Annotated in this window: 17 protein-coding genes; 12 read left to right on the top strand and 5 right to left on the bottom strand. The window is 65.8% G+C overall.

Annotated features, from left to right (window positions below; genetic code table 11):
• Positions 1–44: 44 nt before the first annotated feature.
• Positions 45–1,298, bottom strand: a complete 1,254-nt coding sequence (locus NP3_RS27330) for a YhgE/Pip domain-containing protein (RefSeq protein WP_063044473.1) — start codon at positions 1,296–1,298, stop codon at positions 45–47.
• A gap of 217 nt (positions 1,299–1,515) precedes the next feature.
• Between NP3_RS27330 and purF the strand changes: the two genes are divergently transcribed.
• The 6 genes from purF to purM all read left to right on the top strand — a co-directional run bounded on the left by purF (position 1,516) and on the right by purM (position 10,320).
• On the top strand, positions 1,516–3,075 hold the full coding sequence (gene purF / locus NP3_RS27325) for an amidophosphoribosyltransferase (protein ID WP_063044481.1): 1,560 nt from the start codon (positions 1,516–1,518) through the stop codon (positions 3,073–3,075).
• Between the two features lie 396 nt (positions 3,076–3,471).
• A complete protein-coding gene (locus NP3_RS27320) occupies positions 3,472–5,028 on the top strand; it encodes an ABC transporter substrate-binding protein (protein ID WP_063044472.1) in 1,557 nt (518 codons plus the stop codon).
• 23 nt (positions 5,029–5,051) lie between these two features.
• Complete coding sequence (locus tag NP3_RS27315) at positions 5,052–6,212, top strand: ABC transporter permease (RefSeq protein ID WP_084509045.1); 1,161 nt, start codon at positions 5,052–5,054, stop codon at positions 6,210–6,212.
• 35 nt (positions 6,213–6,247) lie between these two features.
• Complete coding sequence (locus NP3_RS27310; RefSeq protein ID WP_084509043.1) at positions 6,248–7,312, top strand: ABC transporter permease; 1,065 nt, start codon at positions 6,248–6,250, stop codon at positions 7,310–7,312.
• Positions 7,309–9,021, top strand: coding sequence for an ABC transporter ATP-binding protein (locus tag NP3_RS27305; protein WP_063044471.1), 1,713 nt, complete (start codon positions 7,309–7,311; stop codon positions 9,019–9,021). The genes NP3_RS27310 and NP3_RS27305 overlap by 4 nt, the downstream gene beginning before the upstream one ends.
• A gap of 219 nt (positions 9,022–9,240) precedes the next feature.
• Entirely contained in the window at positions 9,241–10,320 is a 1,080-nt protein-coding gene (gene purM, locus NP3_RS27300) for a phosphoribosylformylglycinamidine cyclo-ligase (RefSeq protein WP_063044470.1), read from the top strand.
• Positions 10,321–10,462: 142 nt separating this feature from the next.
• On the opposite strand, the gene NP3_RS27295 is transcribed toward purM, so the two are convergent.
• The 4 genes from NP3_RS27295 to ygfZ all read right to left on the bottom strand — a co-directional run bounded on the left by NP3_RS27295 (position 10,463) and on the right by ygfZ (position 13,629).
• Entirely contained in the window at positions 10,463–10,675 is a 213-nt protein-coding gene (locus NP3_RS27295; protein ID WP_063044469.1) for a DUF3073 domain-containing protein, read from the bottom strand.
• Between the two features lie 175 nt (positions 10,676–10,850).
• On the bottom strand, positions 10,851–11,795 hold the full coding sequence (locus NP3_RS27290; RefSeq protein WP_063044468.1) for an asparaginase: 945 nt from the start codon (positions 11,793–11,795) through the stop codon (positions 10,851–10,853).
• Positions 11,792–12,514, bottom strand: a complete 723-nt coding sequence (locus tag NP3_RS27285; RefSeq protein WP_063044467.1) for an MOSC domain-containing protein — start codon at positions 12,512–12,514, stop codon at positions 11,792–11,794. Before NP3_RS27285 ends, NP3_RS27290 begins: the two co-directional genes overlap by 4 nt.
• Positions 12,514–13,629 carry a CAF17-like 4Fe-4S cluster assembly/insertion protein YgfZ gene (ygfZ, locus tag NP3_RS27280; RefSeq protein WP_063044466.1) on the bottom strand — a complete coding sequence of 372 codons (1,116 nt, stop codon included), beginning with the start codon at positions 13,627–13,629 and terminating at the stop codon, positions 12,514–12,516. Before ygfZ ends, NP3_RS27285 begins: the two co-directional genes overlap by 1 nt.
• Before the next feature lie 274 nt (positions 13,630–13,903).
• Here ygfZ and NP3_RS27275 point away from each other — a divergent pair, with 274 nt between their 5' ends.
• The 6 genes from NP3_RS27275 to NP3_RS27250 all read left to right on the top strand — a co-directional run bounded on the left by NP3_RS27275 (position 13,904) and on the right by NP3_RS27250 (position 22,467).
• On the top strand, positions 13,904–14,821 hold the full coding sequence (locus NP3_RS27275) for an aminodeoxychorismate lyase (protein WP_063044465.1): 918 nt from the start codon (positions 13,904–13,906) through the stop codon (positions 14,819–14,821).
• Between the two features lie 175 nt (positions 14,822–14,996).
• Entirely contained in the window at positions 14,997–16,481 is a 1,485-nt protein-coding gene (locus tag NP3_RS27270) for a cytochrome ubiquinol oxidase subunit I (RefSeq protein ID WP_063044464.1), read from the top strand.
• Between the two features lie 9 nt (positions 16,482–16,490).
• Positions 16,491–17,522 (top strand): cytochrome d ubiquinol oxidase subunit II, encoded by a 1,032-nt coding sequence (gene cydB / locus NP3_RS27265; RefSeq protein ID WP_063044463.1) that lies wholly within the window; start codon positions 16,491–16,493, stop codon positions 17,520–17,522.
• 2 nt (positions 17,523–17,524) lie between these two features.
• On the top strand, positions 17,525–19,525 hold the full coding sequence (locus tag NP3_RS27260) for an ABC transporter ATP-binding protein/permease (protein ID WP_063044462.1): 2,001 nt from the start codon (positions 17,525–17,527) through the stop codon (positions 19,523–19,525).
• A gap of 68 nt (positions 19,526–19,593) precedes the next feature.
• Entirely contained in the window at positions 19,594–21,738 is a 2,145-nt protein-coding gene (locus NP3_RS50675) for an ATP-binding cassette domain-containing protein (RefSeq protein WP_245721126.1), read from the top strand.
• A 291-nt stretch (positions 21,739–22,029) separates the two neighbouring features.
• The gene (locus NP3_RS27250; protein ID WP_063044460.1) at positions 22,030–22,467 is read left to right on the top strand and encodes a hypothetical protein; all 438 of its coding nucleotides are present in this window, start codon (positions 22,030–22,032) and stop codon (positions 22,465–22,467) included.
• The last annotated feature ends 37 nt before the right edge of the window (positions 22,468–22,504 follow it).

Raw genomic sequence — 22,504 nt, 5'->3', positions numbered from 1 at the left:
TGGTGCATGCCGCGAACTCGGTCGCAGCCGCCACGGGGCTCGCCTCAGCCGCGCGACAGATCGCGCCGATGCAAGCCCCGGTAGTCGTAGTACCGGGTGATGAAGGTGCCGAGCACCAGCCCGATCGCGAGCCCGAGCGTCGCCATCCACACCCCGCGTGACAACCCCGCCGGGAAGTTCGCGTCGAAATAGAGAATTGCGCGCACACCGACGAACACCTGGTGCATCGGTTCGAATTTCGCCAGCCAGCCCAGATATTTCGGCGTGGCCTCGATCGGCATGGTGCCGCCCGATGAGGGCAGCCCGAGAATGATGAACAGGATCAGGTTGATCAGCAAACCCGCCGAACCGACCGCTGCGAGGATGGACAACCCGGTGATCCCGACCGCAATGATGGCCAGCGCGCTATAGAGAAACAGCGTGAGCGGATGATCGATCGGGATATCGAGCAGCCGAGCCACACCCAGGAATACGCCCGCGACGACATTCGCGGTGATCACCATCACACCCCATTTGATCAGCAACGTATTGAACCGCGAGATCGGAGTGGCCGGAAAATGTACGTACCAGGGCCCGTATTCGGTGGGCACGAATCCGAGTGCGGCATCGATCATCGTGTGGATGGTCATCGAGCCGACCAGTCCGGCGAGCAGAAGTAGCAGCGCGTAGAAGAACGCCGTCAAACCCTGTCCGGTGCCGGACGGTAGCGGACGGAACGGCGAGATGACGATGTGCACCGGATCCGCGAGCGCAACCCGCGTCGCACCCGTCAACTCGGGCGCTGCCCCGCCGCTCGGCGGCGTCAACTGCGCATTCACCTGATCGGTCAGCTTCTTACCGACCTGCTCGTTCACCTGGGCCAGCGCCTGGGTGCCGATGGTCGTGACGATATTTGTGACGAACGCACCAGTGCGCGGATTCGTCTGCAGCGTCAGCGTCGGGCGCTGGATATCACCGGGCACCACGCTGCCCACACCGAGAATTCCGAGGCGCTTACTGAAATCGCTGGGGATCAGGATCGTGCCGTAGACCGCACCGGACTGCATCTTCAGCTCGGCGTCGTTGATGCCGAGCACTTGCAGATCGACCTTGTCCGCCGGAATGCCCTGCCGCAGCGCATCGGTGATCTGTGTGCCGAAATTCACCTGCTGCCCGCCGACCGTATCGCCGACATCCTGGTTCACCAGTGCGATCGGGAAGTCGTGCAGGTTCTTTTCCGGATCGACGACGTAATCCAGATACATCGTGGCCAGCAGCGCCATGAACAGTGTCAATACCGCGATCGGGACCAGCCACATGCGCGCGGTCAACCGGGTAACCGACCCACGGGTGCGCGCACTGTCCGAAGTCGTCACGGCTTGGCACGGTAGCACCGTGCCTTGCGGAAAAACGGCAGCGTCGCTCGGCGATTGCTGTGCCTACCCAGTGGCGGTGATCGCGGCGCATCGTTCACCCGTAGAATGGCCATTGCCCCCAGCCCGCCCGAACAGGGAGCAAACGGTGACCAACGCCGAGATGCCGGTCGAAACTACCCCCGATCAGGTCGAGAACGAACCACGCGAAGAGTGTGGTGTGTTCGGAGTCTGGGCGCCGAGCGAGGACGTGGCCAAGCTCACGTACTACGGCTTGTATGCGCTGCAACACCGTGGCCAGGAAGCCGCGGGCATTGCCGTCTCCGACGGCTCACAAATTCTGGTCTTCAAGGATCTGGGCCTGGTCAGCCAGGTATTCGACGAGCAGACGCTGGCCGCGATGCCGGGTCATATCGCCGTCGGTCACTGTCGCTACTCCACCACCGGGTCCACCACCTGGGAGAATGCGCAGCCGATCTTCCGCACCACCTCGGTCGGTTCGGGACTTGCGTTGGGCCACAACGGAAATCTGGTCAATACCGCCGAATTGAGCGCGCGCGCACGCGAACTCGGGCTGATCGGTATGCCGCCGGTCTCCGGTGGTCGCCCCGCGCCGATCACCGCCACCTCCGACTCGGATGTGATGACCGCGCTGCTCGCGCACGCCGCCGCGGATTCGAGCATCGAGCAGGCCGCGATGAAGCTGCTGCCGACGCTGAAGGGCGCGTTCTGCCTGACCTTCATGGACGAGCACACCCTCTATGCCGCGCGGGACCCGCACGGCGTTCGTCCGCTGTGCCTCGGCCGTCTCGAGCGTGGCTGGGTCGTAGCCAGTGAGACCGCCGCGCTGGATATCGTGGGCGCCGCCTTCGTCCGGGAGATCGAGCCGGGCGAACTGCTGGCGATCGACGCCGACGGCGTGCGGTCCATGCGCTTCGCCAATCCCGAACCCAAGGGCTGCGTCTTCGAATTCGTCTATCTGGCCCGCCCCGACAGCACCATCTCCGGCCGCTCGGTGCACGCCACCCGGGTGGAGATCGGTCGTCGCCTGGCCAAGGAACATCCGGTCGAGGCCGATCTGGTGATTCCGGTGCCGGAGTCCGGCACCCCCGCCGCGGTCGGTTACGCGCAGGGCTCGGGTGTGCCGTACGGGCAGGGCCTGATGAAGAACGCCTACGTCGGGCGCACCTTCATCCAGCCGAGTCAGACCATCCGCCAGCTCGGCATCCGACTCAAGCTGAATCCGCTGCGCGAGGTGATCCGCGGTAAGCGGCTGATCGTGGTGGACGACTCCATCGTGCGTGGCAACACCCAGCGCGCGTTGATCCGGATGCTGCGCGAGGCGGGCGCGGTGGAGATCCACGTGCGGATCGCCTCGCCGCCGGTGAAGTGGCCGTGCTTCTACGGCATCGACTTCGCCTCGCGCGCGGAGCTGATCGCCAATGGCGCGGGCGCCGATGACAGCTACGACGACATGGTGGAAGCCGTGCGCCGTTCGATCGGCGCGGACACCCTCGGCTACATCTCCACCGAGGGCATGATCGCCGCCACCGAGCAGCCGCGCTCGCGGCTGTGCAGCGCCTGCTTCGACGGCGATTACCCGATCCCGCTGCCGACCGAGGCGGCCATCGGCAAGAACGTGCTCGAGGGCATGCTCACCGGACAGTCCGAGGCAATGTTGTTGAGCGAGAACGCGAATGCGAGTGCGCTGAGCCGCCCCTGACAGAATTCGATGATCACGAACCCCTCGGCGAAAACCGGGGGGTTCGATCTTGTCCGGCCGCTTTCGACGCGACCTGTCCGCGGCTGTGCCGTGGCCTACTCGAGACGCGGCGGCGACGCTCTCGGGGCGAACCTGGTCATTCGTCCGGTGATCCGGTGTCACCCGCGCACCATTCGCAACCTCCGCTGACCCGCCCGTGATTTTTTCTTTGAAAACGCAACATCCCAGAAATGGATCCTGGGTACGGTGCCCGACATATCGGAAGTTCACCGTGCCCGCCGCTGTCCTGTGATCCAGCACTTGCGGCGTGGCGCGCTCGAGAAGTGGGGCCTGATGATGAGGGTTTCGAACAAGCCTGGGCGAGGGGACCGGACGCGACGAATCGCGGCGGTCGGGATGGCGGCGCTGGCCGTCTCCGCGATCGCGGGATGCGGATCGGGGCGCACCGGTGGGGGTGGCGACGGGGCCGGACTGGTGGCGGGCACCACGGACAAGATTTTCTCGCTCGACCCGGCGGCCGCCTACGACAACGGTTCGCTGCTGGTCGAAACCCAGATCTATTCGTATTTGCTGAATTTCGCGCCCGGCGATGCCACCCCGAAGCCGGATGCGGCGGAGAAGTGTGACTTCAGCTCCCCGACGGTGTACACCTGCAAGCTGAAGTCGGGGCTGAAGTTCGCCAATGGGAATCCGTTGACCGCCAAGAGCGTCAAGTTCTCCTTCGATCGCATGCTCGGCATCAACGACCCGAACGGTCCCGCCTCGCTGCTGGGCAATCTCGAGAAGACCGAGATTACCGACGACCTGACGGTGAACTTCACATTGAAGGTCGCCAACGACCAGACCTTCCCCGCGATCCTGCCGACCCAGGCCGGTCCGATCGTGGACGAGAAGGTCTTCCCGGCCGACAAGGTGCTGCCGGATGAGGACGTAGTGAAGACCAAGGGCTACTCGGGCCCGTACACGATCGCCAGCTACGACAAGAACAAGCTGGTCGAGTACCAGGCGTTCCCGGACTACAAGGGCATCCTCGGCACACCGAAGACATCGCAGGTCTCCACCAAGTACTACGCGACCTCCGACAATATGAAGCTCGATCTGCAGAGCGGTGCGCTCGATGTCGCCTACCGATCCTTCACGCCGACCGATATCGAATCGCTGCGCAAGGACAGCAAGGTCAAGGTGGCGGACGGGCCCGGCGGCGAGCTGCGCTACATCGTCTTCAATCTGAACACCATGCCGGGCGGTACCCCGGAGCAGAAGCTGGCGGTGCGCAAGGCCATCGCGTCATCGATCGACCGGCCCGCGCTGGCCGAGGGCGTCTACAAGAACACCTATCAGCCCGCGTACGGCTTTGTGCCGCAAGGTATGCCGGGTGCGGCCGAGCCGCTGAAGGACCTCTACGGGGCCAAACCCAATAAGGATGCGGCGGCGAAGTTCCTCTCCGGTGCGGGCGTCGCGACACCGGTGGAGCTGAACCTGCAGTACAACCCCGATCACTACGGTTCGAGCAGCTCCGAGGAGTATGCGGCGATCAAATCGCAGCTGGAGTCGACCGGGCTGTTCAAGGTGAATCTGCAATCCACCGAATGGGTTACCTACCAGAAGGAACGGGCCCGTGACGGCTACCCGCTCTATCACTTCGGCTGGTTCCCGGACTACCCGGACGCCGATGATTACCTGACCCCGTTCTTCGGCCCCAACAACTTCCTGCAGTCGCACTTCGAGGACCCGAAGATCAACGCGCAGCTCACCGCGGAGACGACCGAGCAGGACAAGACCAAGCGTCTCGAGCTGATCGAGGACGTGCAGAAGGATCTCGCGCAGAACTACCTGCCGACCCTGCCGCTGCTGTCCGGTAAGCAGATCGCGGTGTCGAATCCGAGCGTCAAGGGTGTGTCGGACACACTCGACGCGTCCTTCAAGTTCCGGTACACGGTGCTGAGCCGTTGAATGCGGCGTCGCGCAGCGACTCGATGAGGGGCGGTGGTCGGGCGACGGGCGGGCCATCGGGCGAAGCCGGGCCCGAAGCTGTTGCCGCCGCTGAAAAGCAGGCACCGGATCGGGCCCGGCGCTTCGGGCTGCCAAGGGCCGGGAAGCCGAGTGGGGATTCCCGGCAGCTGGCGTTGTTGCGGTACTTGGTGATTCGACTGTTCTTGATCCTGCCCACGGCGTGGATCCTGGTCACCGTCGTGTTCTTCCTGATGCGGGTGATCGGCGATCCGATCAGCGCCGCGATGGGCGGACGGATGACCCAGGAACAGATCGAAGTGCGCAAGGAGGCCGCCGGTTTGAACCGGCCGATCCTGACCCAGTATTGGGAGTACATCTCCGGGCTGATGCACGGGGATTTCGGTCACTCCCAGGACAATCGGCAGATCAGCGAGGTGGTGACAACCTACGGGGCGGCCACCCTGGAGCTGGTGTTCTGGGCGCTGCTGGTCGCCTTCGCGGTCGGCGTGCCGCTCGGCAGATACGCTGCGACACACCGTGATTCGGCAGCCGATGCAGGGCTGCGGTTGTTCGCCATCCTGGCCTACGCGGCGCCGGTGTTCTTCGTCGGTCTGCTGCTGAAGCTGATCTTCGCGGTGAAGCTGGAGTGGCTGCCGGTCGCCGGGCGGGCGAGCACTCCCGTCGAACTGCAACTGCAGCATGTCTCGCCGAAGACCAACATCATGGTGGTCGACGCAATCCTCTATGGGGACAACAGTTATCTGATCGATGTGCTGAAGCATGCGATATTGCCCGCGGTCGCACTCGGTCTGCTGACAGCGGGCATCTTCCTGCGCCTGGTACGCGTCAATCTGATCCAAACGCTGCACAGCGAATTCGTGGATGCCGCACGCGCACGCGGACTTTCGGCGCGCGTCGTGACGGGGCGACATGCCGTGCGCAACGCGATGATTCCGATTATCACGGTGATGGGCATGTATATCGCGACGCTGCTCGGCGGTGCGGTGCTCACCGAGACCACCTTCGAATGGAAGGGGCTGGGTTATCAGCTCGCGGAATACCTGCATCAACGCGATTTCATCGCAGTGCAGGGCATTGTCGCGTTCCTGGCGCTGGCTGTCGCGGTCATCAGCTTCCTGGTGGATGTCATCGTCGCGCTGATCGACCCGAGAGTGAGGTTCTGATGACCGCTCCGGAATTGGCGAACGAGCCACTGGTGATGCCGCCGGTGACGACGGCGAAGCGCAGGCGGATCCCCGGATTGCGGTTGTTCACCATGACAGCCGGATTGCAGCGGGTGACGCTGATCGTCGGACTCGGCCTCGTCGCGGTATTCGTATTCGTGGCGATCTTCGCGCCGCTGATCGCACCGTACGGGCTCGCCCAGAACTCCTCGGACGGAGTCGCTTTCGTCGCACAGCAACCGCCGTCGGGCCAGCATTGGTTCGGTACGTCGGTGCGCAGCGAGGATGTGCTGTCCCGGGTGATCTTCGGCGCCCGTACCGCGCTGTTCGTGATCGCGATCTCGCTGGTGATGTCGCTGGTCGTCGGGGTACCGCTCGGATTGGTGTCCGGGTATATCGGACGTGCGCTCGACCGGGTGCTCGTGCTGTTCATGGACGCCATCTACGCGTTCCCGACCCTGCTGCTCGCGATCGTCGTGTCCATCGTGGTCGCCGGTGGGCAGTCGAGCAGCTTCGGCGGCGTGCTGTCAGCGGCCGTCGCGATCACGGCGATCTATGTGCCGCAATACTTTCGGGTGGTTCGCAACGCGACTGTCGCGGTGAAGAACGAACCGTATGTGGACGCGGCCAGGGTCACCGGTGCGTCAACCACTCGAATCATGTTCCGGCACATCCTCGCCAACGTCACCCAGTCGCTGCCGGTGATTGTCACCCTCAACGCGGGCGATGCCATCCTCACGCTGGCCGCGCTCGGCTTCCTCGGGTTCGGTATCGAACCGACCCAGGCCGCCGAATGGGGTTACGACCTCAACAAGGCGCTTTCCGATGTCTCCAATGGCATTTGGTGGACGGGCATCTTCCCCGGCACGGCCATCGTTCTGGTCGTTCTCGGGCTGACATTGGTCGGCGAAAGTCTCAACGAGGTGCTGAATCCGTTGCTGCGCACCCGTCGTGCCCTCGCCCCGGCGACGGTCGCCAGCGACACCGCCATCGAAAAGAACGTTCCCGCAACGGAACTCACCGCCGCTGAACTGGATCTGCGCGAAAGTGACAGCGCCGCAGATGAAGACAGTTCAGCAGGGGAAGGAGTATCGCAATGACGGAAGCGGTCGCCGAGACCAAACGCCCGGCGCTGTCCATCGAATCGCTGTCGGTCACCTTCGCCACCGACGCCGGTCCGGTGTACGCGGTCAGCGATGTCTCCTACGAGGTGTTCCCCGGCGAGGTGCTCGCCATCGTCGGGGAATCCGGCTCCGGCAAATCGGTGAGCTCGCGCACCGCGATCGGACTGCTGCCGAATACCGCGCGGGTCGACGGCCTGGTCACCCTCGGCGCGGACAAGGTCACCTCGATGAGCGAGCGGCAGCTCACCGCGCTGCGCGGCGGCGCGATTTCGATGATCTTCCAGGAGCCGGGTCGCGCACTCGACCCGCTGTTCACGGTGGGCTATCAGATCGCCGAGGCACTGCGGGCGCACAGCGATATGAGCCGCAAGGCCGCCAAGGCCAGGGCGATCGAACTGCTGCGCATGGTCGGCCTGCCCGATCCGGAGCATCGGGTGGACTACTACCCGCATCAGCTCTCCGGTGGCCAGAAGCAGCGCGTGATGATCGCGATCGCGATTTCCTGCGAGCCGAAGGTGATCATCGCCGACGAACCGACCACCGCACTCGATGTCACCGTGCAGGCCGAAATCCTGGAACTGCTGCGTGATCTGCGCGATCGCATAGGCAGCGCCATCGTGCTGATCACGCACAATATGGGTGTGGTCGCCGATATCGCCGACCGGGTGGTGGTCATGCGCGACGGCAAGGTGGTCGAGCAGGCGCCGGTGGACGAACTGTTCGCGGCGCCGAAACAGGAGTACACCCGCAAACTCCTCGCGGCCGTTCCGCATTTGGGCACCGAGCAGTTGGAGCACGGTGCGGTCGAGGAGGTCGCCGCAGGCGAGCCGGTGCTCGAGGTGACCGATCTCGTGGTGCAGTTTCCCGGACCGTTCGGCCGACCACCGTTCCGCGCCGTGGACGAGGTGAGTCTGTCCATTCGGCCCGGCGAAACCCTCGGCCTGGTCGGTGAATCCGGTTCCGGGAAGTCGACCATCGGCCGCTGCGTCGCGGCCTTGCAGCGCCCGACGTCGGGGGTCGTGAAGGTGCGCGGACAGAACATCGCGGAGCTGTCGCAGCGGCAGCTGCGACCGATTCGCCGCCGCTTCGGATTCGTCTTCCAGGATCCGGCCAGCTCGCTGAATCCACGGCTCACCGTCGGCGACTGCGTGGCGGAACCGCTGATCGTGCACAAGGCGGGCAGTTCGGCGGAGATCCGGGCGCGAGTCCGCAAACTCCTCGATGACGTGCAGTTGCCCGCGGGCACCGAACGCCGCTATCCACACGAACTGTCCGGCGGCCAACGACAGCGCGCCAGCCTGGCCAGAGCGCTGGTCCTCGATCCGGACCTGCTGGTGGCCGACGAGCCGACCAGTGCGCTGGACGTCTCGGTGCAGGCGGCGGTGCTGGAGCTGTTCGGCCAGCTGCAGCAGGAGTGCGGCTGGGCCTGCCTGTTCATCAGCCACGATCTGGCGGTCGTCGACCAGCTGGCCGATCGGATCGTGGTACTGCGCAACGGCGCGGTGGTCGAGCAGGGTGATCGTGATCGCATTCTGCGCCGTCCGGAGCAGGAGTACACCCGGCGACTGGTCGCCGCGGTGCCGGTGCCCGATCCGGTGGAGCAGCGACGCAGGCGTGCGCAAACGGCCGCCCTGTTCGCGACAGAGCAGGAGGGCCGCCGCGAGCACAAAAAACGTGACGACTGATTTCGCAAGTACATGGGTAACTCGGCGGGCACGCCCAGAAGTTGTCCCCTGTCCCAACCGGCGGCCCGGTCGCAAAGCCTCCTGGCACTCACGACCGGCCGAAGTCCCGGGGAGGCGGGGGAGCCCATCCAGCACTACGTCCGGTGCATGCTTGTTATGTGACTCCGGTAGCGTGAGCTGGCATCTATCCGCCGATTCGGTTTGGAGCTTTCCCCGAAAATGACTGAACAGACCCCCAGTGGTGCCGGTGCTTCCTACGCCGCGGCCGGCGTGGACATCGAGGCAGGTGACCGCGCAGTCGAGTTGTTCGGGCCATTGGCGAAGAAGGCCAGCCGACCCGAGGTGCAGGGCGGGCTCGGCGGATTCGCCGGGCTGTTCGCACTGAAGGGTGGCTACCGCGAGCCGTTGCTCGCGGCCTCCACCGACGGGGTCGGCACCAAGATCGCGGTCGCCCAGGCGATGGACAAGCACGACACGGTCGGCCTCGACCTGGTCGCCATGGTGGTGGACGATCTGGTGGTCTGCGGCGCCGAGCCGCTGTTCCTGCAGGACTACATCGCCATCGGCAAAGTCGTCCCCGAGAAGGTGGCCGAATTGGTCTCCGGTATCGCGGAGGGCTGCGTGCGGGCGGGCTGCGCACTGCTCGGCGGCGAGACCGCCGAACATCCCGGCCTGATGGATCCCGACGACTACGACCTGTCCGCGACCGGTGTCGGCGTGGTCGAGGCCGATTCGGTGCTCGGTCCGGATCGGGTGCGCCCAGGCGATGTGGTGATCGCCATGGGCTCCTCGGGCCTGCACTCCAACGGCTACAGCCTGGCCCGCAAGGTGCTGCTCGATATCGACCGGATGTCGCTGACCGGCCACGTCGAGGAGTTCGGCCGCACCCTCGGTGAGGAGCTGCTGGAGCCGACGGTCATCTACGCCAAGGACTGCCTCGCGCTGATCGCCGAAACCGATGTGCGCACCTTCGCACACGTCACCGGCGGTGGCTTGGCCGCGAATCTGGGCCGGGTGATTCCCGCTGGCATGGTCGCCGAACTGGATCGCGGCACCTGGAATCCGGCGCCGGTATTCAAGATGATCGCCCAGCGCGGCCGGGTCGATCGGGTCGAGATGGAGAAGACCTTCAATATGGGCGTCGGCATGGTTGCCGTGGTGGCGCCCGAGGATGTCGACCGGGCACTGGCGGTGCTGACGGCACGGCACATCGCCTGCTGGACCCTCGGCACCGTCAAGAAGGCCAAGGATGCCGACGCGGTCCGCGCCGTACTGGTCGGCGAGCACCCGCGCTTCTGAGAGTTGTTACGACACAACAGCGTCCCGCATCGTCGGATGCGGGACGCTGTTGTTGTGCAAGCCTCGAATGGTTAGTCCGGTCACGCGGCGTCAACGGGTGAAGGGGGAGGCCCGTCGGCCTCCCCCTTCGTCGTCTACCGAGTCAGCGGCGCCAGTCGTTGTAGTCGTTGTCCTCGTCCCAGCGGGATGAGGATTCGTCCGCATCGTGCTCATCGGACAGCACACCACCACTCCGCTGGGAGGTGGGGCTACCCGAAAGCTCGCGCTGAAGGCTCGCGAAGTCAGTCGGCGCGGAGCTGTACTTCAGCTCGCGTGCGACTTTGGTCTGCTTTGCCTTAGCCCGGCCACGGCCCATGGCTGACCCCCTCGCGTCACTGCGGGGCGGCCTGGGGTTTGTTGGCGGCCCCGTTCGAATTAATACTCTTCCTGACAGACACTTTAGCGTGTGTCAGGCGGTCGCGCTTCCAGGAGTGGGGGAAGAACTCCGGAAGTGGCGCCGTTTGCCCGGTTGTCGCCGTCGGGCCGCCCCCTCAGACGACCCCGGGAATCGCTCGGACGACCCCGACCCTGGCACCGCCGCCGAGCACCGGCGGCGCCGCGAGGTCGGCATGCGCGGCGGTCCATTCGACGCCCATGCGATGCAGAATGGCCAGCGTCAGGGGGATTCGCGCACGGTCGTGACCATCGGCGATCTTGTATGCGAAGGCCGTTCCGTCCGGTAGCGCACCCGCGTGCACACCGTCCGCGCCGATCTTGCAGACCAGGCCCGGGGTGGCCCGCATGGTCAGTAAATCGGGTGCGTTGGTGCCGGAAATCACTCGCGGATTGGCGCGAATCGCGTCGGCGACGCGCCGCTGCGACGAACCGGGCGCGGCGGTGGCCATGGCCGCGAACGCACGGGCCAGATTCACCAGTGAGACCGGAATGATCGGTAGTCCGCAGCCATCGATGCCGAGGTCGGTTTCGGGCTCGCCGGTGAGGTCGGTGATGGTGGCGATCACCGCCTGTTGCAGCGGATGCGCCTGGTCCAGGTAGCCCTCGATCGGCCAGCCGTTGACGGCGCAGGTGGCGAGCATGGCCGCGTGCTTACCGGAGCAGTTCATGTATACGCGGCGGGGTTCGGGTAGCGCCTCGGCCCGTGCGCGCTCGTCCTGTGGTAGGTCGGGCGGACATTCGAGGGACTTCTCGTCGAAGCCGAAACGGTCGAGCAGGCGCTCGACCAGGGCGACGTGATCCGGTTCGCCGTAGTGGGATGCGGTCGCGATGGCGAGCTCGGCATCGTCGAGCGGTTCGAAGCCGTTGCGCAGCAAGGTGATCGCCTGCATGGGCTTGTTGGTGGAACGCGGGAAGATCGGGACGTGCACCTCGCCGAGCGCGAGGGTCGGTTCGCCGTCGGCGCCGAGGATCACCACCGAACCGCTGTGCACGCATTCGCGGAAGCCGGAGCGGACGACCTCGACCAGTTCGACGGTCATAGCTCGGCTCCTGTCGGTTCGGCCCGCTGCTCGCGCACATTCGCCACATCGACCCGCTGTTCGCGGGCACGTGCGGCATTGGCGTGGCGGCGGCCGTGACGCTCGATCTGCATCCGCACATCATCGGAGATGGTCGGTTCGGTCGCGAGCAGAATCGCGAGAAGATCGGGATCGTGGCCGGTGAACAGGTCGCGGACGGTGATGCCGTGCTCGGGTGTGTGCACGATGCGGACCTCGTCGCCCGCGCCGATCGTGCCCCCGGTGAGTACGCGCAGGTAGGCGCCGGTATCGCTCTGCAACGTGAACCGCTTGACCCAGTGGGACTCGCCGGACCAGTGCTGGAAGGTCGAGCACGGCACGCGGGGCGCGCTCACCTCGAGCAGGGTGTCACCGATGGTCCAGTGCGCACCGATCACCGCATCGCTGACCGGGAGTCCGGCGATGCGCAGATTCTCGCCGAACCAACCCGCGGGCAGTTCGCGGCCGAGTTCCTCGCCCCAGCGCCGCGCGTCTTCCTCGGCGTAGGCGTAGACGGCCTGATGTACGCCGCCGTGATTCTTGGTGTCGCACACATAATCGCCCTCGAGACCGTGGGCACGCGCGGCGACGCGATGGGGAACAGGTCGCTTGTCGATGGCCGTCCGGCCGACGCGGGTCGGCACCTCCAGTTCGGCGTGGACGACGCACACGGCAAGCACCCGAGCGCTATCGGGCTGCATCAACGGCCACGCAACCGGTCGACGGCGATCCGACCCGCCTGGGGTGCGTCGTCGGCGGGGACCGAATCCGGATCGATGGCGGCGGCGGTCGGGCCCGCGACCAGTTCGGTATCGGCCGGGATGGTGCGTTTGATCAAAGCCAGTGCGATGGGACCGAATTCGTAGTGGTCGATGACGGTGCCGAGTCGGCCGACAGCACGGCCGCCCGCGGTGACGTCCTCGCCGGTGGCCGGACGTTCGTCGGCCGAGCCGTCGAGATGCAGCAGCACCAGGTGGCGCGGCGGCTTGCCGAGGTTGTGCACCCGGGCCACCGTTTCCTGGCCGCGATAGCAGCCCTTGTCCAGGTGCACCGCACCGTGTTCGGCGATGCCGCCGATCCAGCGTGCCTCGTGCGGGATGGTTCGTTCGTCGGTGTCGAGTCCGATCCGGGGGCGAAGTGCCGCGACGCGCAATGCCTCGAAGGCCCACATACCCGCGGGTTCGGCGCCTGCGGCGGTGAGGCGGGCCCAGCGGTCGGCGAGTTGGTCACGCGGGATGACCACGTCGAAGGAATCCGCGGTTGGCCACGGCATGCGGCGCAGGAAACCGCCGTCGGGCAGCGGCACTGCTTCGTAGGTGTCCGGGAGGGTGGAAATGCCGAGCGCTTCGGTCAACTCGGTGATGCGTGGGCCGAGCAGGCTCAGCACCGCGTGATCGGCGGCCCCGACCGGTTTGGCATCGGCCCAGAAGACCATCTTCGCCAGGAACTCCAGCAGCGCCGGTCCGTGCTCGCCTTCGGTGTCGATCCACACGGTGCTGTCGAGTTCGGTCAGCACGAAGTGGTGCAGCACCCGGCCGTTGAGATCGAGGTCGAGGTTCTCGGCGGAGCGACCGTCACCGAGGCTCGCGATGTGCTGGCTGCTGATGGTGTGCAACCAGGTCAGCCGCTCGGCCCCGGTGATTTTCAGGACGAAGCGATGCGACCGGTCGACGATCGCCACCCGCTCCGCGGCGGCACGCTGCTCTCGGAAGGGATCCCCGTAATGCCAGGCGACGGCGGCGTCCGGCGTACCGGCCGCGCCCGCGACGGCGCCCGGGACAGCGAGGATGGGACTGGGTGCGACGACCACGGACACGTAAACCACTCTAAGCGCGAATCAGATCGGTTGCTGTCAGCGGCCCATTGAGTAGACGAAACGTGTGCTGCTGAGGAACCACTACGGAGCGAGTCTTACGAGCGACGTTCGCGGCCCGTCTCGTGGCCGAGTGGCCGAAGCGCATGCGCCGTAGGCGCGAGTCTCGGCCGCTCGGCCACGAGACAGAAGGGGGCCGCGAACACGCGGCGCCGCAGGCGCCGCAAATCCTACACAGTCCTAGGCGCGGTCAACGAACAGCGCCTACGCTCGTCCCATGGTGGATCGAGTTCTTGTAACACTCGACGGCGCCGTCCAGGATCCGGACGCGCCGTTGTTGTTTGCCGACGACATCGGCGTACTGCGCGGTGACGGTGTCTTCGAGTCGGTTTTGGTTCGCGCCGGTGACGCGTGCGCGATCGAATTTCATCTAGGCCGACTGCGTCGTTCGGCGCAGGCGCTCGATCTACCCGAGCCCGAGCTGGGGAAATGGCGAGACGCGGTCGAGACGGCGACGAAGGAATGGGGTATCGACCGCGAGGGCCTGATGCGGCTGGTCCTCACCCGTGGGCGCGATACCGAGCTGTCGGCCCCGTCCAGCGTCACCTCGGGTGATCTCGCGGCCGCGGTGCCGGTGCCGACTTCCTATGTACTGGTGCTGCCGGTGCCGGAGCGGGTGCAGAAGGCGCGCACCGATGGCGTCGCGGTGGTGTCGCTATCGCGTGGGATCTCGGTCGATCTGGCGCAGGCCGCGCCGTGGCAACTGCTGGGTGCGAAGACCCTCTCCTATGCCACCAATATGGCGGCGCTGCGGTTCGCGCAGCGGATGGGCGCCGATGACGTGATCTTCACCAGTACCGAGAACCGGGTGCTGGAGGGGCCGCGCTCGTCGGTGGTGATCGTGCGCGACAAGCAGTTGATCACCCCGCCCGCCAAGAACGGCGTACTGCCCGGGGTCACTCAGCGCGCGCTTTTCGCCGAGGCCGAGAAGGCCGGGTGGAAGTGCAGCTACGACTCGTTGTTCACCGCCGACCTGTTGACCTGCGACAGCATTTGGCTGCTGTCGAGCATCACCCTCGCCGCCAGGGTGAATTCGCTGGATGGATTGCGCATGATGGCGCCGGACAATGCGGCCGAAATCATCGAATTGGTGGACCGAGGAGTGGAGCGGGCCGGGGCCATCGGCGATTGGTGAGTTCGCCGGGCCGTGATCTTCGTCCTACTACAGCGTGTAGGAGTACTCGGCGAGCTCGGAAAACGGGTCGTTGAGGGTCGGTTGCGCCAGTGTGTCGTGGCGTACGCCTCCCTGATGGACCCATTCCCGGGCGTACTCTTACTACGTAATGTCGTAGATCGGCGGGAGGTCGGTTTTGAGCGTCCTGGACTTATCGCGTTGGCAGTTCGGCATCACGACCGTCTATCACTTCATTTTCGTACCGTTGACGATCGGTCTGGCTCCGCTGGTGGCGGGTATGCAGACCGCCTGGGTGATTACCGGCAAAGAGCATTGGTACCGGCTGACCAAATTCTTCGGGAAGCTGTTCCTGATCAATTTCGCGCTCGGTGTCGCGACCGGCATCGTGCAGGAATTCCAGTTCGGCATGAACTGGAGCGAATACTCCCGCTTCGTCGGTGACGTCTTCGGCGCACCGCTCGCGCTGGAGGCGCTCGTCGCATTCTTCCTGGAATCGACCTTCATCGGCCTGTGGATCTTCGGTTGGACCAGGCTGCCGAAAATGGTGCACCTGGCGACGATTTGGTTCGTCGCGATCGGGGTGAATGCCTCCGCGTACTTCATCGTCGCGGCAAATTCGTTCATGCAGCATCCGGTCGGCGCCAGATACAACCCGGAACGGGGACGCGCCGAACTCACCAGCATTTGGACGGTGCTCACCAATAACACGACCCTGGCGGCATTTCCGCACGTGGTGGCCGGAGCATTCCTGACCTCGGGAACTTTTGTGGTCGGCATCTGCGGCTGGTGGATGGTGCGCAATGCGCGCAGCGGTGACGAGACCAAAGTCGCTGAGGCGCGAACGATGTGGCGCTCCGGCGGACGCGGCGGCCTGTGGGTGATCGTCATTGCCGGTGTCGCGCTGTTCTTCACCGGTGATGTGCAGGGCAAGCTGATGTTCGAACAGCAGCCGATGAAAATGGCTTCGGCGGAATCGCTGTGCAATACCGCAACCGATCCGGACTTCTCGGTGCTGACCATCGGCACGCACAACAACTGCGACAGTGTGACGCACGTACTCGAGGTGCCGTACGTGTTGCCGTATTTGGCCAAGGGCAAGTTCAGCGACGTCACCTTGGACGGTGTCTCCGATCTCCAGCACGCGTACAACGCGAAGTTCGGGCCCGGCGACTACCGGCCCAATCTGTTCGTCACCTACTGGTCCTTCCGGGCCATGATCGGCCTGTCGGCCGGTGCGATCCTGCTCTGGTTGGTCGGCCTCTGGCTGACCCGCGGCGGCCGGATCACCGACAAGCGCTGGTACTCGTGGCTGTGCCTGATCGCCATCCCGACTCCGTTCCTGGCCAATAGCGCGGGCTGGGTCTTCACCGAAATGGGTAGGCAGCCATGGGTTGTCGCGCCGAATCCGACCGGTGACCAGAGCCTGCGGCTGATGGTGCAGCAGGGCGTCTCCGACCACGTCGCGGGCACGGTGATCACCTCGCTCGTGGTGTTCACCCTGCTGTACGGCGCGCTCGCGGTGGTGTGGTTCTACCTGATGCGGCGCTACACGGTCGCCGGACCCGAGCCCGCGAAGATTCCGACCGGCGGACCAGACGATACGGGCAGTCGTCATCAGGCCGAAGAACCTGCCGTCGAACAGCTTTCGTTCGCCTATTAGGAGCCGACGATGAATCTGCAACAGTTCTGGTTTCTGCTGATCGGCGTCTTGTTCACCGGCTACTTCGTGCTGGAGGGCTTCGACTTCGGGGTCGGCATGCTGATGCCGATCCTCGGCAAGGGCAGCGATACCCGAAGGCGGGTGGTGCTGAATACGATCGGGCCGGTATGGGACGGCAACGAGGTGTGGTTGATCACTGCGGCCGGTGCGATGTTCGCCGCCTTTCCGGAGTGGTACGCGAGCCTGTTCTCCGGTTTCTACATCGCATTGCTGCTCGTGCTGATCGCGCTGATCGCGCGGGTCTGCGCCATCGAATATCGCAGCAAGATCGACGATGCGCGGTGGCGGGCCTGGTGCGATGCCGCGATCGGAATCGGTTCCTGGGTACCGGCATTGGCATGGGGCTGGATATTCGCCAACGTCGTGCGGGGGGTGCCGCTGAACGAGAAGAAGCACATCGCGGGCTCGGCGTGGGATCTGCTCGGGCCGTACGCCTTGCTCGGCGGACTCGCGACCGGATTGCTGTTCGCGCTGCACGGTGCGGTCTTCTTGGTGCTGAAGACCGGCGGCGAGGTGCGCGCCGATGCGGCGAAGACGGTGCGATTGTTGCTGGCGCCGACCGCGATCGTGGTCGGTGTGTTCGGCGTGTGGACGCAGTTGGCCTACGGAACCGGATGGACCTGGATTCCGTTGGCGCTGGCGGTAGTCGGGCTGCTGCTCGCGGGCGCGGCGAGTTTCGCCGACCGCGACGGGTGGGCGTTCGTCGGCACGGCGGTCACCACCGCGGCGGCCACGGTGCTGCTGTTCGGGTCGCTGTATCCGAATGTGCTGCCGTCCACCATCAGCGACATGTTCAACCTGACCATCGACAACGCCTCCTCGACGCCGTACACGCTGAAGGTGATGAGCTGGGCGGCCGTGGTCGTCACGCCCGTGGTGCTGGGCTATCAGGGTTGGACGTACTGGGTGTTCCGCAAACGGATTACGGTCGAGCAGATTCCCGCGCCGATCGGCCTGCCGTTCGAAGCCGTCAAGGACTGATCATGGCTCGCCCGCCCGTCGACCCCCGGTTGTGGAAGTACGCGCGCTCGGCCCGCCGCTACCTGGTGCTGAGTGTGGCACTGTCCGTGATGATCACGGGTTCGATCGTGGTCACGGCGGTCGCACTGGCGACGGTGCTGGCCGGGGTCGTCACCGATCCCGGTCGGCGCAGCTTCGGGGCGTGGACATTCGAGTTGGTTGTGCTCGTGGCCGCCATCGGCTGTCGGGTGCTCGCCACCTGGGTGCAGTCGCGGATCGCGCATCGGGCGGGGGCCGCGGTGGTCGCGGAACTGGAAACCGCGGTGCTTGCCGCCGGGGCTCAGCTGCCGCCGCGCGAACTCGAAACTCGGCGAACCGAATTGGCGGTTGTCGTGAGTACCGGGCTGACCGGGCTGCGGGCGTATCTCACCGGGTATCTGCCCGCGCTGCTCCTTGCTTGCCTGGTGCCGCCGATTGTCTTGGTGGTCATCGGGTTTCATGATCCGGTCTCCGGTCTCATCGCCGTGGTAACGCTGCCGTTGATTCCGGTGTTCATGGTGCTCATCGGTCTGCTCACGCAGGGCAGGGCGGAGGCAACGCTCGTCGCGACCACACGGCTGTCGGATCAACTGCTCGATCTCTTTGCCGGAATGCCGACGTTGCGGGCCTTGGGGCGGGAGGGAAGCGCGGGGCGGACGGGTTCGATGGAACACCGGGTACGCGCGCTCGGGGATGCGTTGCGGCAGCGCACTATGCGTGCGCTTCGGATCGCGTTCCTGTCGTCGATGGTGCTCGAGATGCTTGCCACGCTCAGCGTTGCGTTGATCGCGGTGTCCATTGGACTGCGGCTCGTATACGGCGAGATGAGTCTGTATGCCGGGCTGGTGGCGTTGATTCTCGCACCGGAGGTGTATCTGCCGCTGCGGATGGTGGGGGAGCGGTTCCATGCGGCGCAGGACGGAATGGCGGCCGCGGACAAGGCCTTTGCCGTTCTCGAGCCGTCTGCGCAGGTTCGGGCCGAATCGGGTGCCGATGGTCAGGCGGCCGACGGGGACGCTGTCCGGTCGGTCTCCGGGACTAGTGGGGCTGGTGCTGCGGTTGGCGGAGCGGGCGTTGTCCGGGCGGCGGCGCCCGGGTGCGCAGGTGCTGTTAGGCCGGTTTCGAGCACCAATGGTGTTGATCCTGTGGCCGTCGTCGGCTCCCATCACGGGATTCTCGGCGGTGCGGGTGCTGTGGCGAGCGGGGACGACGGCAGGGACAGTGAACTCGGTTCAGCGGCATCGAATGGCGATCCCGCCGAGACGAGGCAGGAAGTCGGCAGAGATGGCCGGGGCCTCATCGAGATATGCGATCTCTCGGTACGTGCCAGGGACGGGTTTGCGCCCGCCGGGCTGACGGCGGTGTTGCGGCCGGGGTTGGTGACTGTGTTCACCGGACCCAACGGGAGCGGGAAATCGACTGCGCTGCAAGCAATCCTGGGTTTGATCACGCCGGAGTCCGGCGCGGTGAAGGTCGATGGCACCGACCTGCGTGCGCTGGATCAGCAGGCTTGGTGGTCGCGCGTGGCCTGGCTGCCGCAACGTCCGGTCCTGGTCCCGGGAACGCTGCGGGAGAATCTCGAATTACTCGGCGCGCACACACCCGACACCACGGCCAAGGGTGCGGCCCGAGTGCTCGACGAACTCGAAGCCGCCTGCATCGCAACCGGATTCGACGTGGTTCTCGACGAACTCCCCGACGGCTGGAACACGATCGTCGGCGCGGGCGGCATCGGCCTCTCGCTCGGCCAGCGCCAACGCCTGGCCCTCACCAGAGTGCTCGCCGCCGATCGCCCGATCCTCCTTTTGGACGAACCAACCGCCCATCTGGACCACGCCGCCGAAGCCACCGTCCTCACTGCGCTACAACAGCGAGCTCGCACCGGCGCAACCGTAATCGTCATAGCCCACCGCCCAACTGTCCTCGCCGCCGCCGATCACATAATCCCCATCCACTCGACCGCACCTCAGGCAGTCGTCTCATGAACCGCGCGGGAGACACTTCGGTGCCGAGCACAACGGCTCGTCGCGGACCAGCAGCGGATCTGCGGCGCATGTGGGGGCTGCTCGAGTTGTCGCCGTGGCGGGTTGCCGTGGCGATCGGGTGGGGTGTGGCGGCGCTGGGTAGCGGTCTCGGGCTGGCGGCCCTGGCGGCGTGGTTGATCGCGCGTGCCTGGGAGATGCCTCCGGTGCTCGATCTGAGCGTTGCTGTCGTCGCGGTGCGGGCGCTCGGTATCTCCCGTGGCCTGTGCCGATATCTGGAACGCCTTGCGACCCATGATGTCGCGCTGCGTGCGATGACGACCGCTCGGACAACCGTTTACCGGACCTTGGCTCAATCGGATGTCTGGATGCGGCGGGATATGCGAGGTGGTACTTCGGACGGTCCAGCCGACGGCCGTGATGGTTCCGGCGGCTTACGTGCCGACAAGTTCGACAGGGCGTTTCGTCCGCTCCGGAGCGAGAATGTGTCGGCTGGCGCGGCTGGCCTCAGTTCTCGGCGTGGCCGGGGTGTCTCGGTCGAATCGGCTCGGAACGTCGGCGAGGTGTCTGCGTTCGGCCGAGGCGACACTTCGGACGGCAGTCCGGTCGCCGAGACGGATTCGACGAGCGCGGATGGTGCTGCGTCGCTGCGGCGCGGAGACCTGCTGGTGCGAATCGGCAGCGATATCGACGACCTCGGAGCCGCTGTGGTCCGTGTGTTCGTGCCGATCGCGGTCGCGATTGTGCTGTCGCTGGCCGCGATCGGACTCATGGCCACCATTTCGGTTGGGGCCGCGGCCATTCTGGCGGTATCGCTCGGCATTGCCGGGATCGTCGCACCGTGGCTCTCGGGGTGGGCCGCCCGTGCGGCCGAACGTGCGGTGCGCGCCGACCGCGCCGAATTCACCGCGCAGGCGCTCACGGTCCTCGACCACGCGGCCGAACTCCGGGTCGCGGGCAAGCTGGATGCCGCGCTGGCGGCCGCCGACCACGCCGGACAACGCGCGGTCGCCGCCGAGGATTCCGCGGCCGCACGCAGCGCCTGGGCCGCCGCGGCGACGCCACTCTCGATCGGCGCCAGCGTCCTCGGCGCCCTGCTGATCGGCATCGCGATCTACGGCACCAACCCGCCCGCCATGACCCCCATGGCCCTCACCATCCTTGTCCTGCTCCCCCTCTCGGCCTTCGAAGCAGTCGCCCCCCTGCCCGCCGCCGCGCAGGCCCTCACCACCGCTCGCGCGGCCCTGCACCGCCTCCCGCTGCTCGAAACCACCCGAAACCCGATGACGCAGCAACGCTCCGGCCGCGCGATCACCGACTCCGCCATGAACCGCCCCAACGACTCGACGCGAGATCATCGGCTGCGCGATGCCACCGGACGAGCCGAGGGCAGCGGGCAGGGCTCGTCGACAGCGGGCGCACCAGCGACACCCGACCGCATCGGTGTTGACGCGGGTATCCGGTCGACAGAGGGCGAGCCAGCGACAACTGACCGCATCGGTGTTGACGCGGGCATCCGCTCGTCGACAGAGGGCGAGCCAGCGACAACTGACCGCAGGGGCATTGATGCGGGCATCCGCGACACACGAAATCTATTGCCGGGCAACCTACCCGAGCGTCCGGCGGGAAAGCGGATCGCCGTCGTCGGACCGAGCGGCGCGGGCAAGACCACGTTGCTCATGGCGTGGGCGGGGTTGTTCGGTACGCCCGTGCCCGGGGTGACGTTCTTTGCCGAGGATGCGCACATCTTCGGTACCTCCGTGCTCGAGAACCTGCGCGTCGCGCGGGGGGATCTGACTGTCGAAGCGGCCGAGAAGGCTTTGTGCGCGGTCGGTCTCGGGGATTGGCTGGCATCCCTGTCGGATGGTGTGCACACGGATCTGGTCGGAGGTGCGGCCGCGGTTTCGGGCGGGCAGCGGCGGCGGATTCTGCTCGCCCGCGCGCTCATTTCGCCCGCGCGGGTGCTGCTGCTCGACGAGCCGACCGAACATCTGGAGGCCGAGGCGGGCGCCCGACTGCTGCGCGAGCTACTCGATATCGGCAGCGGCCTGGTCGAACCCGACCGAACTGTGGTCGTCGTCACACATCAGCTGCCATCCGATCATCGCGCCGAAGCGGTGTTGCATATCGATGGATCAGGCCAGGTCACGACCACTGGAGGAGTTGATGAGCGCACCGGTTCAGCGCCCAGCGAAATTCCGTTGCCGACGCACTGACCGCTGACTAGATTCGTTTGTACACAAGGAAGGAGGTGGTTCGAAGAATGTATGTTCATAGGACTCGTGAGGTGGCTGTCCGCTAGCGCCACCGCTGCAACGGATTTCCGTTCGCGCGAGCGCTGAGCGAATTCCAGGCAGCCACCCGGCCCCCGAGCTACCGGTCTAGTCCGACCGGGACCCATGCAGGCTTCACCGCCTGCGGGGTATGGCTCGGGGGCCGTTCCTTTTTCGGCACAATTCTCTCAGACGGTAGAGTCCGGCGACCGGGTTCGACACGAGGGGTAGCCGATGCCATCGGAGGGTCTCGCGGCAGTGGTTGGGCGCCGCATCAGGGCGGTTCGCCGCATGTTCTACGTACAGGGCAGTGATGTCGACCGCACCGAAGGCCCTATCGAATTGACCTTCGAGGACGGTTCGGTGCTGCTGCTGGACGCTGGAACCGACGGTGAGGAACTCCTCGTCGCATCGACCCCGTGGCGCGACCCTTTCGCAGGCCTTACCGAACCCGAATACATCGAATACGTCGCCGAATCCGGCAAATACACCGCCTTCGACGTCGGCTCCGAACTCCCGTACTCACACCTGATCGGCTCCCACATCGCCGCCGTCTCCGAATCCCGCCTGCACGACGACCGCCTCCGTGCCGCCGTCCTCGAGGTGAACGGCTCCAAACTCGCCGTCGAAACCCTCGCCGACGAACTCCTCGTCACCTGGCACCCAACCTGATTCGCCCCGCTGTCCTAGGCGTCCCTTTTCCAGTGAA

The organism is Nocardia pseudovaccinii NBRC 100343 (assembly GCF_001613225.1).
GTDB classification, from domain to species: domain Bacteria; phylum Actinomycetota; class Actinomycetes; order Mycobacteriales; family Mycobacteriaceae; genus Nocardia; species Nocardia pseudovaccinii.
This window is presented reverse-complemented; position numbering and strand designations above follow the sequence as displayed.

Coding starts and splice junctions, on each gene's coding strand:
- NP3_RS27260 (WP_063044462.1), top strand. CDS start 17,525: ATGGCTCGCCCGCCCGTCGACCCCCGGTTGTGGAAGTACGCGCGCTCG.
- NP3_RS27295 (WP_063044469.1), bottom strand. CDS start 10,675: ATGGGCCGTGGCCGGGCTAAGGCAAAGCAGACCAAAGTCGCACGCGAG.
- NP3_RS27320 (WP_063044472.1), top strand. CDS start 3,472: ATGGCGGCGCTGGCCGTCTCCGCGATCGCGGGATGCGGATCGGGGCGC.
- purF (WP_063044481.1), top strand. CDS start 1,516: ATGCCGGTCGAAACTACCCCCGATCAGGTCGAGAACGAACCACGCGAA.
- NP3_RS27330 (WP_063044473.1), bottom strand. CDS start 1,298: ATGTGGCTGGTCCCGATCGCGGTATTGACACTGTTCATGGCGCTGCTG.
- NP3_RS27250 (WP_063044460.1), top strand. CDS start 22,030: ATGCCATCGGAGGGTCTCGCGGCAGTGGTTGGGCGCCGCATCAGGGCG.
- cydB (WP_063044463.1), top strand. CDS start 16,491: ATGAATCTGCAACAGTTCTGGTTTCTGCTGATCGGCGTCTTGTTCACC.
- NP3_RS27310 (WP_084509043.1), top strand. CDS start 6,248: ATGCCGCCGGTGACGACGGCGAAGCGCAGGCGGATCCCCGGATTGCGG.
- NP3_RS27290 (WP_063044468.1), bottom strand. CDS start 11,795: ATGACCGTCGAACTGGTCGAGGTCGTCCGCTCCGGCTTCCGCGAATGC.
- NP3_RS27305 (WP_063044471.1), top strand. CDS start 7,309: ATGACGGAAGCGGTCGCCGAGACCAAACGCCCGGCGCTGTCCATCGAA.
- NP3_RS50675 (WP_245721126.1), top strand. CDS start 19,594: ATGTGGGGGCTGCTCGAGTTGTCGCCGTGGCGGGTTGCCGTGGCGATC.
- NP3_RS27315 (WP_084509045.1), top strand. CDS start 5,052: ATGAGGGGCGGTGGTCGGGCGACGGGCGGGCCATCGGGCGAAGCCGGG.
- NP3_RS27285 (WP_063044467.1), bottom strand. CDS start 12,514: ATGCAGCCCGATAGCGCTCGGGTGCTTGCCGTGTGCGTCGTCCACGCC.
- purM (WP_063044470.1), top strand. CDS start 9,241: ATGACTGAACAGACCCCCAGTGGTGCCGGTGCTTCCTACGCCGCGGCC.
- NP3_RS27275 (WP_063044465.1), top strand. CDS start 13,904: ATGGTGGATCGAGTTCTTGTAACACTCGACGGCGCCGTCCAGGATCCG.